Below are 14739 nucleotides of genomic sequence, written 5' to 3' on the forward strand. Positions count from 1 at the left end.
CTGTGACTTGCGTAATGGTTAATATAGTCACCTAACTCATCATCACTTTTATCCACCAACAACTGCTGTTTTTTAAAATCAGCTAACTGGTATAAAAACCGCGCGCCCTCCTGAGCTGACAACTGTGCTTTTTGTAAAATCTGATCCGTTGTTTGCAGTCCATCAAACTGATTAAAGAGCGGGAACCGGTTATCGGCAAGCGAAAAGCTGTCGGACTCACTAATCAGTAAAAGATCGCTATTTTTCAGGTGATATACATTAAATTTTGGGTGCCAGCTTAATACTTTTTTCACAAATGCTCCTGAAAAGCGAAAACCGCTATTTTATTAGCGACGTAGCCATATAAAATATACAGTTACTACAAAGTAAAATTGATTTAATTAACTAAATCAACAACGCCTGCTGATTTAGCTCTGACTCAATATTCGCCTTTTCAAGCCAGCCCATTTTTACAGGTACATTATAAAGCCGATCGGCTGCAAAATAGGGGAATAGATGGCAAGTACCTGGAATAATCACCTTAGCCGTATTAAGTATCATATCAGGGCGGGTATAGTCCAAAACTAAGGTTTCAAGCCCTAAATGAGACGCCCTTTCAATACATAAATCAATATCATCCAATATATCGTCATGAATTTCTACATCATACTCGTTGAGTTTTATGGCGGGTTTGTTGCTTGCAGCTAGGTAGTTGTCTTGCTTAATTAGGTCAAAATCAAACGGCGCTGTATTGTTGTTTCTTATTTCAGTAATTTGGCACAGTTCCGTGAATGCGCGCTGACAAGCGATAAGCGGATTTAAATGACAGCCAAAACCGAAACAAATTTTATCTTCTGATTTATGCTGACTGATGGCAGCGATCGTCGGGATATTAAAATCAGTGGTTAAATCGATTGCCCAATATTGCCAATCGTCACCTAACGTATGTTCTAACTGACTGAGCAGTTGATCACTCATATTTGCATAATCAACACTCGGCCTTTGCAATTTGTTATACCACCAAATAGCAATAGCATCTCTCTCTACAACCTCTAAAAATCCTTGTAAAATGGCTTCTTCTAACGTATTTCCAGCAGCTCCCCCATTATGATAAAAACGACTGAATTTATGATCGTTAAATGGGGTATGTGCGTAACAATAACTCAAAGGAACAAAACATTGTTTATTACCTGTTAATGACCAGACAGGAGTCCAATGCAAAGGCGTATTTGCATTGTATTTTTCTGCTGCATACAACTGATATTCTGCATTTTGCTCTGTTTTAAAATTTTCGTATTGTCTGTCCGTAAAAGGGCTCAACTGCTGCGGCAATATATAATCAGGATTATTCTTGGCAGGTGTTGAGAAAAAGACAACTTCATCGCCTTGATATTGCGATGCAAGACGTTCTATACCTTCACTTAATGCACTGGCCTGTGACTGCTCCGCAGCAATACCTTTGCCCATGCTGGTGTATAAAAAAGTAGCATTGGATAATTTATGAGTAAACGAGTTGATTAAACGGGGAACTTGAAAAAATCCACTGCGATAAATCAAGTTTAGGTTTTCACCTGTTTTAGATACCGTATTGAAGTGAGTCAATAATCCGCTAATGGGACTTATCACAGTTTTAAGCAGAGTAGATGTCACTTCTGGAGTAACACAGCGAACGCCGCCATCTATATTAAATATTTTTTTAGCAGGTTGAAGATTGATTGGCCGTCGGCTTTGCTGTTTATATAAATTTTCATCGCCACAACATGGGCATTGTGGGCGTTTTATCACAGGGTGACTATCTTGATGAGCACGCTCAGTATTTATTTCAAAAAAACAATTTATAAGTCTGTCTGTTAGCAGTTGTTGTAATTTGGCTGTTAACAGAGTGATATGTTTATCAATCAGTTTAGGATCATACTTTATTGGAACTGCCTTGATTAACATATCACGGGTCTCTTGTGGCATCTGTTCCGTCAAAGAAGCTAAGTCATGATTATATTCTATCCATCGCAGTCCATTATTAATACGCATACGATGATTTAAACATTGCCAACAAGCCGTATCATTTACCGCACTAAAGAGTGGTCCTATAAAAGCTTGCTCACCAGTCACTTTAATTAAAAGCCAATCTTCTTTACTGTCTTGATAATTTTGGTTAATTACTTCTAAGCGAGGATCAAGATAATCATCAACTACCACTAAATGACATTTGTTAGTGATATCAAGTTGGCTAAATTGGTTAAAAAGAGGATCTAAAAAAGCACATTGAGACAGTACTGTTATTTCATGTGATTGATCATTATTGACTATTTGTAATGCTTTTTGGGAAAAATCGGGGATCTGATAAATAACCGCATTGGCACTATTATCTCGTACACGAATATATCCGGCGTTTAATAATGTTTGTAGCTGTTGATGCAGCTGTAAAATAACATTTATCGGAAATGTCCCACTTAATTCATCCAATGTTTTAGAATGAATCAGTACTTCATTTAAAGATACGAGAGATGAAATATTCAAAATGTTATGATTAAAATCGGCTAATACACGAACGTAATTATTATAAAGAGAGCTAATTGAGTATTTGGGATGCCATTCATAATATTGTTCAAAAATAATCAATTACTGTCACCTATTTGAAAGTTTTGGATTTTTATATTTGTTATTAATAAGAGATGTTGATTTAGTTCGCCAATATACAAACTATTAAAATATAAATAAACGTAGTGCTATTGAATTTCTGGAGCCCTAGAGCAGGGCTACAGAAACATGATCAAATTACAGAATCAACAAGTGAAAGGCATTCCATAATCATCCACATCGTAATTCATTAATGCTATCGGAGCCATGCCTTCATTTTGAGGCGGTGTAGGTATTGTATACTCAATAATTTGTAAGGGGAGTTTTGAAATTGAATATGGTACTCCAGCCTTAATATCACTACCCTCCTGAAATTTGCTCACAAATTCATCATCATATATCCACTTCCAAGATCCTTTTCCTGTGTTTTTATCAAGGATATAATGAGCATGTTCATCTTCCATGAGCACTAAATCAAAATGCAGTGGATAGGTCGTATCAAGCAGTTCATTAATTAATTTAACTGTTTGACCCGGTTTATGTTGATCAAAGAATTCTTTTGAAGTAATAACTAAATCCCAAATAGAATCTTCTGTCCACATTGTTGTTAGTAAATTCCGAATACCAGCACTGATTGAAAAATATAAACCAGAACTATCATTATCTAAATTAAATGATTTTTTCGGTTGTTCTGGCGCAAGTATCTCAGCGATTAATTGCGTAGGATCACGCGGAACAATAGGCGGTAGATCGAATAATTTCCGATATTCTTTATAAGCAGAAGAAAAATAAACGCTATATCTACCAGAATCGGCAACAAAGAGGCCTGTATTAATGTTGTATTCTTTTTCACATAAATCCAGAGTACACATAGTCTCTGTACCCGATTTATAGGTGAGATTTTGATTGGATTTCTGCTTGGCAGAGAATACAGCAGGGTCATCAGCAGCAAAACTAGTAAGAGCAATAGCCTGCTGAAATCCAGTTAAATACTCTTTACTTTCTACGATTAGATCATTCTCTATATATTTCACCCTTTGCTTTTTAGGCACCTTAATAATAATGCGGTTATTAATAAAGGGTTGTAACATCATTGAGCTAGTTGAAGGATTATAAAACGGAGGAATACCTTCGTACCAGAATAAATATGGATTCCCCTCTTTTACTGGAGCTTCTGCTATTCTGGGACCAAAAGCTTTTAAATATTTTACCCAACTTTTGTCTTTAAACTTTAAAGCAAACAATGTTTCATCTAATGGATCCTGCCAGCGAAAATCTATTTTTTTCTCATTACATACATTAATAAAGTCTTCGATACTTTCACTTTCAGACCAAATTTCTGCACATTCTCGTAAATGTAGCAGCCTTAAATTGATCATTCTGTCTGCAACTGAACTTGGTACTTCTGATTCGATTCTATCTCTAGTCATGTTTTTTCCTTAATTATCATTGAAAATAGTCGATAGATCGTGCTTTACTTTTTCAACCACATAAGAAGCACCTACTTTTTCAGCTTGCATTAGAGCTTGTTGAAAATCTTTTTTTGCTAATTCTCTTTGGTCTGGTAAATAATTAACACGGCATAGGGCTCTGCGATGATACAGCTGCGCTTCGTAATAGTGTTCGCCTATGGTTTGACATAAATCGATGCATTCATCAAAACGTTCAATGGCTTTTTTAATTGCACCAGATGATATATAGATATCAGCTATTAATGAAGAAAAATAAGCCACTGCATGCCTAGAACCATAATTTTTCAGCAACTCCAATGACTGCTGTTGTTTGCTATCGTCATCAGTAGCCCATGAAAATGTTAAGCGGCCATAAGCGTCAAAGACGGGAAGATCATGTTCTTTTGACAGGGTTAATAACTCTTCTGAAGTATTTAGACATGAAGCTTTATCGTTGTTGTATTGATGGACAATACTTGCATACATTAATGTTATACCCAAAGTGCCAATATCATCGGCATCTCTCGCTCTGTTAACCGCTTTTTCCACATACTTGAGAGCCAAATCAGTATCCCCCATATCCCAGCAGACTCGAGCTAAACTGGCTAAAGCAAAAACAGAACTATGCCAACCATAAATCTTAAAATGTTCGCTGTCTTGATCTACCTCTAATTGATAATTAACTGCTAATTCAAGAAATTCCCTTCCCTTTTGACAATTTCCTTCTGTGTAATAGTAATACCCAATAATACTTAAAATTGCAGACTTATCAGATGCACTTGCTATGTCTAATAATTCCTCAATTTCTTGTACAACTTCAGCTAAAAGAGCGCGCTCTCCTGCAACAAGACTCTGCATAATCTTCCACCACAAGTATTTAATAAGCTCTTTTTTCTCATAGCCCCGCTTCGAATTTAATAACTCAATGGATTGCCTTGTATACTCTTTAATCTGATCAGATGCCCAACCATCAGTATGCATACTCACAGTTGTTAGAATCTTATTCAATTCAAGTTTAGTGTCAATCTGCTCCTCTTCACCTAGATTTGTATTCCATAATTCCACCTGCTTAGCTTGAGATACTGTTTCAGAAAATGCAGCTCCCTGCAAAGATTGTTTGGCAGCACGAATACCATAATTAACTGCGTCCAAAAAGTTTTCTGCCGATGCAAAATGTTGCGCTACAATTGCCGGCTCTTTCTCTGTAATTTCAGGGAAAAATTTCTCCAATGAATCAGCAATTTGAAGATGTGAATGTTTAAGCGCTTGGGTACTTATTCCCTCATAAGCCGCATCCCTTACCAATGCATGCTTAAAGAGATAGCTGTCACCAGAAACTTTGCGCAGTTGATAAATCAGCCCTGCATCGATCAGCTCATTCAGATCGTTTTGCACCTGTGCTTCATTGTGTCTGGAAGCGGCCACCAGTAGATCATAATCAAATTCTCGGCCGATAGTGGCAGCCAACTGAACGGTTTCTTTAGCATGGACAAGTGTATCGAGTTTTTGCTGCAGGGAGTCACGTAAACTGCTCGGCACTTCGTCCTGTTTATCCGGGCTGGTGAAGTCGAACAGGCCGTTTAACTTGTGCACTAACCCCTTCTGTTTAAGCATATTAACCAGCTCTTCAATAAACAGCGGAATACCATCACTGCGACTGACCACAATATCAAGTAAATTGGCGGAGACGTTCTCTTTATCAAACAACAGACGCACAAACTCGCGGGTGTTTTTATTGGTCAACTTAACTAACTCAAGCAACTCAAATCCAGATTCGTGCAGCGACTCGGGTAATGGCTTGCGTGAGGTGCTGATAAAGAGATGCTTTGAGGCAGTAAAACGTTTATCCGAGCTCAGACAGGCGATAAACTCAATACTGGTTGGGTCAGCCCAGTGCATATCTTCAAATATAAACAGATTGGCTTGCTGCGCCATCAATGTATCTTGACAAACCAGAAGCGTAATTAAGGTTGAAAATAAAACCTGCTTTTGTTTATCAGGACTGAGTGCCAGAGTGGGCATATCTTGTGGAAGCGGTAACCCTAGCCAGGAGCAGAGCACGGGAATAGCATCCTGCTCTTCTACTTGAGCTAACGTCACAATCTCATCGCGAAGTTTCTGCAGCGCAGCCGCTGGAGACAATGCATCTAGCGAATATTTGTATTTAATGACATTTAAAATGGGATATAGAGCGTTATTTTGATGTTCCGGCAGGCACTGCGCCACATGATGAAGCATCAGCGGTGCACTGTTTCTAAGTTCAAACAGCAAACGAGACTTGCCGATTCCCGCCTCACCATAAACATGGGCCAGTTTACTTATCGACTCGCCCTCTGACTCTCTGTTATTGAGCAGTGCAGTTAGCTGCTTAAGTTCCTGTTCGCGCCCGATAAAGGCATAATTACTTTGTGTGCTGCGCAAGAAACCAAAAGCTTCTACATGTCGCTCCGCCGTCAAATTAAACAGTGCACTTGTGGTTTTATTCACACCCAGTACACAGCTCTGCGCAGGTTCAAATTCTATATATGTTTGTAATTTTTTTTGACTGATATCGGAACAAAGTATCTTATCCTTGCATGCCAAACGTGCAAGTTGCATAGCGATATTTGCGGTATTGCCCTGCGGTGTTGCATCTGCATAACAGGTCATTAAACCAGTATGGATCCCGATGCGAACATCCAGTTCTATCCCTTGGCTGTTTTTAAGTAGCGCATTACGTTTATATAAACTGCTGATAATATCCAGTGCGCTGCGGGCGCACAGCCGACTATCATTATCGCTGGCGACCGGATAACCAAAATAGAATAACATGGTATCGCCAAGGGTGCCGACATGATGTGCGCCATAGCGAATTACCATATCCAAGCACTGATTTTTCTGATCCCTGTGTAGCGTATCTACGACTTCGTGGTCAATAATTTCATCTGCAACAGCATGCACTGATAAGTTAATACAGAGCGCTGTTATCTGTTTACGCTCGATTAATTCCGTGTAGTACGCCGCTTTATTACTAATAATAGTTTCATCAATACCGGCATTTGACAGGGTGATATCGTGGCGTATTTTTACCTTTGTTGTAGATCTCATATCGCCAACAAGATTGGAAAAGTTAATCTGCACTAGCTCGTCATATAATGCTTGCGCATTAACACTGCGCTCATGGGATTTTTTGTGCAGTACGCGCCGTAACAAGGCTGAAATAGGATGGCCTACTATAGCCGCAGGCAGAGGTACATTCGATTGACTGAGTTGTTTATGGAACACCGAGGCCAGACTGCCGCCCGACATTGCCGGTTGCCCGGTTAGACATTCAATAAAAACCAGCCCCCAAACATAAAGATCGGTTGTTAATGTGGGCGGCTCGCCTCTAAGCTGTTCCGGCGCGCTATAAGAAGGCGTGCCTAAGGTTTCTTGGGTCAGAGTAATACTTTTATAATCTTGCAGACGGGCTTCACTCACCAAGGTGCCAATACCAAAATCTAATACCTTAGCATGCGTTCTAGTGCCCTGTTTGATAAGCATAATATTAGCAGGCTTAATATCTCGATGGATAACACCTTGCTGATGGGCATGGGCTAATGCATCTAAGACTTGCGTCATCACCTCCGCAGCAGCAATAGGAGCTAACGATCCCGATTCCGCCAATGTCTGTTTTAAGGTTTTACCATCAACATATTCAAACACCGCATAAAGCAGATCCTCACAACTGCCTTTATCTAATAAACGAACAATATTGGGGTGTTGTAAACGGCTACCCAGTATGGTTTCACGCTCAAAGCGTTCAATATAACGGGCCTTTTTTGCATCATCAAATTCAGGACTAATGGATAAAAACTTAATAGCGACACTCTGCCCTGTACTAATCTGTGTAGCACGATAAACATAGCCAAAACCGCCTTCACCTATTTTTTCCTGTAATTGATACGCAGGCGAATTAAACTGCTTGGCAAGTACATCGCAAAATAATGGTTTCATAGTTATATACTTTTTATTGTTATGTTGGCGAGGGCCTCATATATTTCAAAAATACTACGTTAGACCACTGCTATTATCAACGTTTCATAACTCACAAATCTATTTAAGTTAATGCTCATATCGCATTTTTTATTATTATCACAGCAACTTGATATTATTATTTTTACATCTTTTATCATAAACAAACCAACCATATAAACAAAAATAATGAGCGGTCAATGTCGAGGATGTATCTGACATGGTATGTAAGAATAGATAGATTGAAGAAAAGACAGGAGACGGCACACAAGAAGGAGAGCTTTTACAGAACACTACAAAGTTAATTACTGTGCGCTGAAATCCGTCATTGTAAGCCATAGGTAGTTCCGTAGTTGCTTAATACGATTTCTATGATGGTCAAAAAAGTTAGCGCTATTTTTTAACGTAAGATCGTCTTTTTGTCTGTTTTTTCTTAAACAGATTCACGCTTGCAGGTAAATTTGTTAACGCTTGCGGCCCATCTGCTATCGCCTTCTCAATAATAGCTTTGAGCTGATTTTGCAGCGGCAAAACAAACCCCTGATAACTTTGCTCTTTTTCACTGATAGCATTAAGCTGCATCTCCCACTGCGCAGTCATATCCGGCAGTGTCAACATCTCAGGTAAACTTTCAATCAGCTTTCTGCCCGTATCAGTTGCCGTGATAAGCTTACCTTTACGCTGCAGGAACTGGCGTTTAAACAACAGCTCAATAATACCCGCTCGGGTGGCTTCAGTGCCCAGCCCGTCGGTTTCCTTAAGGATGGTTTTCAGTTGCGCATCTTTAACATAACGGGCGATATTGCTCATCGCAGCGAGCAAGGTTGCATCGGTAAAATAGGCAGGCGGCTGGGTGTTTTTTTCGTTAACCTCCCCTTTACTGCAAAACAGTGTTTGCCCTGTCTGCAACTTGGGAAGAAACGTGTCTTTTTCCTGTTTATCAAATAATATTTTCCAACCATCACTGAGCTTGGCCTTCGCTTTACTGATAAATAATCCACCGTTTATCTCAATTTCAGCCACACATTCCGCATAACAATAATCAGGATAAAATTGACACAAATATTGTCTGGCAATCAATCCGTAAATATTCTGCGATGCGCTATCTAAACTGCTTAATGATTTATGAATATCGGTGGGAATAATCGCATGATGGGCATCGACTTTTTTATCATTCCAGGCGCGCCCTTTAATCGACAAATCTGCGTTATCCACAGCTTGTTGTAGTGATGATTCATTCTTCGCAATCGCCTGCGTGACCGATTTTACTTGTGCATGATGATTTTTTGGTAAATAACGAGAATCAGAGCGTGGATAAGTTATCAACTTATACCGTTCATACAAAACCTGACAAATATCTAATACCTGCTGGGCTGTATAACTATAACGTTTGGCCGCATCAATTTGCAGCGATGATAAATTATAAGGCAAAGGCGAAATCTGTTTTTTATCTTTAGCAACAAAACGTTTCACCAGAGCGGGTTGATTGGTGATCCTCGCCGCGACATTTTCTGCCAGCGCTTTAACGACGACACGCCCCTCTTCGTCTTGATATTTTGCACACGCGGCGCTGGGTTTCCATTTTGCAATAAATGACTCAACTGCACCGTTTTGTGTTTGCAGCGACGCCTCAACTTCATAAAAAGGTTTACTGACAAACTGCTCAATCTGTTGATCGCGCCTTGCCACTAGCCCTAATAACGGCGTTTGCACCCGTCCAACCGAGATAACACCTTTATAACCCGATTTTTGTGCCTGCAGTGTATAAACGCGGGTTAAATTCAGGCCATACAACCAATCAGCACGCGTTCTCGCCAGCGCAGAGGTGGATAACGCAACAAACTCTTGATTCGAGCGTAACTGCTGCAGTGAACGTTTTACCGCATTGACAGTTAAATCACTGACCAGGCAACGCTGCGTATTTTTTAACTTATCTCCTTTCACGCCACTAAAATGGATCACCTCATCCACCAGTAACTGCCCTTCTCTGTCCGGATCCCCAACATGCACTAGAGAATCTGCCTGTTTTATCAGTTTTTTTAATATACTCAGTTGCTTACTGGTGCGCGGCGTTGATTTTAATTTCCATTTATCAGGAATAATCGGCAGATGGTCAAATTTCCACTTCTTATATTGCGGATCATAAGCCTCAGGATCAACCTGAGTTAACAGATGACCAATACACCAACTAACCACATCACCATTACCAACATGAATACAGCCATCCGCTTTACGGTGCGGTTTCGGCAATGCATCAGCAATGGCACGGGCAAGGCTTGGTTTTTCAGCAATATAAAGTTTCATTAGACACCACTCCGACTGTTTTTATACACAGTAGTGTATTGTGTTTATTATTTCAAGCGCTTACTTTTAAAGTTTCTAGCTAAACGCTTGTAAATCAGCAACTAACACCTGTTTGTTGGCAATCATCTGCAATTAGTTACGCACTAAAAAAGAACGTCAGTCTGTTGATGCGCACCATTATGATGAACTCCCATAGTAAAACCGGCCAAATTTAAAAATAAAACCCCTTGTTTCAGCTACTTACAAACAGGCCCGGTTCTTGCTAATGATATGCATATTGCTTATTAAGCTGTTATTCAGAGCACCAAGTAATTAATAAAGCGAATAAATCCAAAAACTAAAAGGAAAATAGATGAAGATTGAATTAGCGCCATTCTTTCAGCCGATCATTAACGTGGAAAGTGGACTGATAGCCTATAACGAAGTACTGGCCAGAAAACAAACCATCTCTGGCGATTTTGTTTCAGCAGGCGCCATTTTTTCGTCCCCGAATTTATCAATGGATAAAATCATAAATTTAGATAATCAGGTCAGAAATAAAGCCTTTCAAAAATACAGGGATTATAAAGGCAATGCGCAGCTGACCATTAATATTTCCCCGTCTTGGTTTAACAGACATGCCCGGAACTCAAAACAGAAAATGCATGAAGTCCCCACGTTAAGTATGCTCCGAGACTGTGGTATAGATCCGCGTCGTATTGTTATCGAATTAACCGAATATGACGGCAACAAAGAGATGATCCAACATTTTGTGCACTCATATCGAGAGATGGGCATGAAGGTAGCAATTGATGATTTTGGTAGCGGATTTTCACAAATTGATCGTTTAATCGCAATAGAGCCAGATATCATCAAGTTAGATATGAATCTATTCCAGCATTCCTTAATAAGCAGTTATGCACTGGATTTTATTCAAGTTATTGCCAGTTTCGCCAAAAAACGAGGAACCGAGCTGATTTTTGAAGGGGTAGAAACACCGGAGCAATTTGATATTGCAGTAAGCTCTGGCGCAGACTTTGTTCAAGGTTACCTGTTTTCCCACGCCGAAGCCGAATTCTTCAATGACAATGTTTTTGTTGATGATATAAGGAGATTAAAAAATATAAAAATAGCGGTTTAATCCTCATTATTTATCAAAACTCAACTGAATCATCACCTTGCCACTCTACTGCTCAGATGTTGCTCCGTAGCTCCTTCTGTTGGCAGTAGCCCCAAACAATATGAATATGCTGTGTCAGCATATTCACGTTGTTTGGATCTATAATAATACATATCTTGGATTAATAAATGGCGGATAGATACGTTGTCTATCCTTCAACTTCGCTTTTTATCTTGGAGCGTATCAAATGAAAACACAGATCAGCGTTTTATTAACAGCCACATTATTGCTCGCAATTTCGGCATGCGACACGGCAAATAAAGAGGCGCAATCCCAGCCACAGGAAAAACAACGTCAAGAAGCGACCTCACCAGAACAAGCCTCGAAAAAGGAATGGGCCGAAGCCAAAGACTCAACCAAGCAGGCATGGCTGCAAAGCAAAAAAGCAGGTGAAGATGTTTGGGATGCCAGTAAAGAAACGACGGCTGAATTATGGGGCAGCAGCCAAGAAAAAGTAAAAAAAACGTGGGATTCGACTAAAGAAAACTCGAAAGAGATTTGGGGTAACGTTAAAGAAAAAAGCAGCGAAGTGTGGGAAAAAAGCAGCGAATCAATTGATAAGCTTCTGGAAAGCAACAAAGAAAAAGAAAAGAGCGAGAGCGTAGATGATGATGAGATTTAAGCAGCGTATTAAAAAAACAACATTCAATGTGCTTTAGATATCCTTTTTTGTTTTGAAACGCACAAAAAAACATCAAACAAACCAGAACCTTAAAAGAATAGTTGACAGTTTCATAGCGATCACGCAAAATCACCTCGCTTACATAGCAACCAACTAAATGCTCGCTTAGCTCAGTTGGTAGAGTACCGCCATGACATGGCGTGGGTCACTGGTTCGAGTCCAGTAGCGAGCACCAAAATCTTGTTTCAGAACGTCTCCAGAAGTCCACAAACCCCAAACAAACGCTCTAAGATCAACGCTTATTCATTTTTTATAGTCCTATGGCGTCTATAACCGTCTTGCAGAATCTACGGTTTTAGGTAACACTGATGGTAACACTAGCAAAATGTTACTAAGGCGATGTTACCATGGCGATTAAAACAACCCCACTTACAGCAACCCAAATTCAGAAAGCGAAACCAAAAGTAAAAGAATATAGCTTACTCGATGGTGATGGTTTAGCGCTTCGTATAAAACCAACTGGTTCTAAACTATGGTTATTTAACTATTACCGCCCAATCACTCGTAAACGGGCAAACCTTAGCCTTGGTAAATACCCCGATCTTTCATTAGCAAAAGCTAGAACTAAAGCAATTGAAGCAAGAGAATTGCTAGCTGAAGGTATCGATCCCAAAGAACATCGTGATGTGGCCTTAATCGCTAAACAAGCAGAACTCAGCAATACGTTGCAAGCTGTGTTTGATGATTGGTTTGCCGTTAAAAAAACCAGTATTAAAGATTTAACAGCTAGTAAACTCAAGCAACGATTAGATAAATATTTGTTAACTCACCTTGGAAAATATCCTCTGAGTGAAATCTCAGCACCACAAGCTATCAAAATCCTCCAACCAGTTGCCAACCAAGGAAAACTGGAAACTGTTGGCAGGCTTTGTCGTAACATTAATGAGATAATGACCTTTGCAGTTAACACCGGAATTATCGAGCACAACAAACTTGCTGGTATCGGTAAAGCATTTGCAACCGCTCAAGTAACCAATCAAGCTTCGTTAAAACCAGAAGAGCTGCCAGAGCTATTAACAGCCCTTAACTACGCGAGTATAAAGCTTATCACTCGCTGCTTGATTGAATGGCAGCTTCACACCATGACCCGCCCGTCTGAAACAGCAGGTGCACGTTGGGATGAAATTGATAGAGATAAACAGCTTTGGAACATTCCAGCCGATCGCATGAAAAAAGGCAGGCCGCATACAGTTCCTCTAACAGCACAAACACTTGCACTGTTAGAGACAATTGATGCAATCACAGGTGACAGTGAATATATTTTCCCTGCTGACAAAACCAATAAAAAACACATTAATAAAGAAACAGCAAACAAAGCATTACAACGAATGGGCTTTAAAGGGCGTCAAACATCACATGGCTTACGTGCACTAGCAAGTACAACATTAAACGAGCAAAGCTTCGATGTAGACGTTATTGAAGCCGCCCTGTCACATGTAGACAAAGATAAAGTAAGAAGCGCTTACAATCGCACTGATTACCTTGAACGCCGTAAAGTAGTGATGAGCTGGTGGAGTGATCATATTGAAGAGGCATCTAAAGGATCCAACTCTATTACTGGCTTAAAAGCCCTAAAAATTGCTAATTAACCGCCGCAGACGATAACAACTATCATTAAAGGTCAATGGCAACATTAAGTTTATTGAGTGGGTTATGATCAATTAACCCACGCGCATAAGTGCTAGTTCAGGCCTTATCCGCAATTTATTATGAACTGCTCAAGTCGCGCCAAAAATCGCTGCTCGCTTCCAATGATTTTTTGCTCAGGCATATTTTCATTTACATAAATACCATCAACAATAAAACCAGCATCGTTAGCCTCATTTTCAAATAAGCTCTTAGCGTAAGATAAATTACCATCGTGCTCTTTGGATAATGGGTAAATCAACCCACCAAAAATAAGGTTAGGTGAGTAATATTGAATATAAGAATGGATTTGATAAAAATCTTCTCGATCTAAATCCTTCTTTGTAAAGTTCATGGTTTTAAACTTGGCATCGAATACGATAACCTTGCCAGTTTCTTTATGTTTTAACACCAAGTCAGGAAACATTTTACGGCGATAAAATTGGTTCGAATATACTGTTAACTCTTCCTGCCCTGTCACATACCAATCCACAAAATATCGGCTCAGCATTTTTTGAAGGTAAACTTCAAACAGCTGGGAGATATCAAATAGATACCCCTGTGTTTTTAGACTTTTATTTATATTCGAAGAGAGCAAGTCCCGATCTTTAATAATTATTTGAGCATACTCAATGACTCTCTTAAACCCAGAAAATACTGGGTTCTGTAAAGAGACATGACTCTTCGTTTCTTCTATTACTTTATGGCTTGGATAATTTCCTGAATAGTGTTGCTTCAACAGTTGTAATGTACCCAAGACCTTTCGATGTACCTCTTTACCAAAATTTCTTTCCAATATAGTGCAAGCAAGAAACAATACATCAACGATCTCCTGCACATAAGCTTGCTCACGAAGTGTTGAGGTTAGCTTTCCAGAAAAAGGAATGCTCTTTCTTAGGTAAGCATTAAGATCAATTTTCCCCCTAACCTTATGACTATGTTCTGAAGTATTTTGATAAACCTTTGGT

The 14739-nt window shown here is 39.5% G+C and carries 9 protein-coding genes and 1 tRNA gene; 4 read left to right on the top strand and 6 right to left on the bottom strand.

The window, feature by feature from the left end:
- The 5 genes from ACJAT7_RS14020 to ACJAT7_RS14040 all read right to left on the bottom strand — a co-directional run.
- Nucleotides 1-293 (bottom strand): hypothetical protein (locus ACJAT7_RS14020; RefSeq protein ID WP_415227424.1); only part of this gene is annotated, 293 nt, incomplete at its 3' end.
- Nucleotides 294-384: 91 nt separating this feature from the next.
- Entirely contained in the window at nucleotides 385-2598 is a 2214-nt protein-coding gene (locus ACJAT7_RS14025) for a TOMM precursor leader peptide-binding protein (protein ID WP_415227425.1), read from the bottom strand.
- 164 nt (nucleotides 2599-2762) lie between these two features.
- Nucleotides 2763-3986 carry a hypothetical protein gene (locus tag ACJAT7_RS14030; RefSeq protein WP_415227426.1) on the bottom strand — a complete coding sequence of 408 codons (1224 nt, stop codon included), beginning with the start codon at nucleotides 3984-3986 and terminating at the stop codon, nucleotides 2763-2765.
- 9 nt (nucleotides 3987-3995) lie between these two features.
- A complete protein-coding gene (locus ACJAT7_RS14035; RefSeq protein WP_415227427.1) occupies nucleotides 3996-7982 on the bottom strand; it encodes a TOMM system kinase/cyclase fusion protein in 3987 nt (1328 codons plus the stop codon).
- Nucleotides 7983-8393: 411 nt separating this feature from the next.
- On the bottom strand, nucleotides 8394-10304 hold the full coding sequence (locus ACJAT7_RS14040) for a DNA topoisomerase III (protein ID WP_415227428.1): 1911 nt from the start codon (nucleotides 10302-10304) through the stop codon (nucleotides 8394-8396).
- Nucleotides 10305-10656: 352 nt separating this feature from the next.
- On the opposite strand from ACJAT7_RS14040, the gene ACJAT7_RS14045 reads away from it, so the two are divergent.
- The 4 genes from ACJAT7_RS14045 (at nucleotide 10657) to ACJAT7_RS14060 (ending at nucleotide 13734) form a co-directional block, all read left to right on the top strand.
- On the top strand, nucleotides 10657-11424 hold the full coding sequence (locus ACJAT7_RS14045) for an EAL domain-containing protein (protein ID WP_415227429.1): 768 nt from the start codon (nucleotides 10657-10659) through the stop codon (nucleotides 11422-11424).
- 226 nt (nucleotides 11425-11650) lie between these two features.
- Nucleotides 11651-12085, top strand: a complete 435-nt coding sequence (locus tag ACJAT7_RS14050) for a hypothetical protein (RefSeq protein ID WP_415227430.1) — start codon at nucleotides 11651-11653, stop codon at nucleotides 12083-12085.
- A 159-nt stretch (nucleotides 12086-12244) separates the two neighbouring features.
- Nucleotides 12245-12320, top strand: a tRNA-Val gene (locus ACJAT7_RS14055).
- Nucleotides 12321-12492: 172 nt separating this feature from the next.
- Nucleotides 12493-13734: an integrase domain-containing protein gene (locus ACJAT7_RS14060; protein WP_415227431.1), complete on the top strand. Its 1242-nt coding sequence runs from the start codon at nucleotides 12493-12495 to the stop codon at nucleotides 13732-13734.
- Nucleotides 13735-13838: 104 nt separating this feature from the next.
- Here ACJAT7_RS14060 and ACJAT7_RS14065 read toward each other — a convergent pair.
- A partial coding sequence (locus tag ACJAT7_RS14065) for a 5-methylcytosine restriction system specificity protein McrC (RefSeq protein WP_415227432.1) occupies nucleotides 13839-14739 on the bottom strand: 901 nt, incomplete at its 5' end.

It is taken from the genome of Psychromonas sp. (assembly GCF_047632995.1).
Taxonomy (GTDB): domain Bacteria; phylum Pseudomonadota; class Gammaproteobacteria; order Enterobacterales; family Psychromonadaceae; genus Psychromonas.

Bases quoted from the DNA above. Each gene is read 5' to 3' on its own strand.
- ACJAT7_RS14030 (WP_415227426.1), bottom strand. From the start codon at position 3,986: ATGACTAGAGATAGAATCGAATCAGAAGTACCAAGTTCAGTTGCAGAC.
- ACJAT7_RS14035 (WP_415227427.1), bottom strand. From the start codon at position 7,982: ATGAAACCATTATTTTGCGATGTACTTGCCAAGCAGTTTAATTCGCCT.
- ACJAT7_RS14040 (WP_415227428.1), bottom strand. From the start codon at position 10,304: ATGAAACTTTATATTGCTGAAAAACCAAGCCTTGCCCGTGCCATTGCT.
- ACJAT7_RS14045 (WP_415227429.1), top strand. From the start codon at position 10,657: ATGAAGATTGAATTAGCGCCATTCTTTCAGCCGATCATTAACGTGGAA.
- ACJAT7_RS14050 (WP_415227430.1), top strand. From the start codon at position 11,651: ATGAAAACACAGATCAGCGTTTTATTAACAGCCACATTATTGCTCGCA.
- ACJAT7_RS14060 (WP_415227431.1), top strand. From the start codon at position 12,493: ATGGCGATTAAAACAACCCCACTTACAGCAACCCAAATTCAGAAAGCG.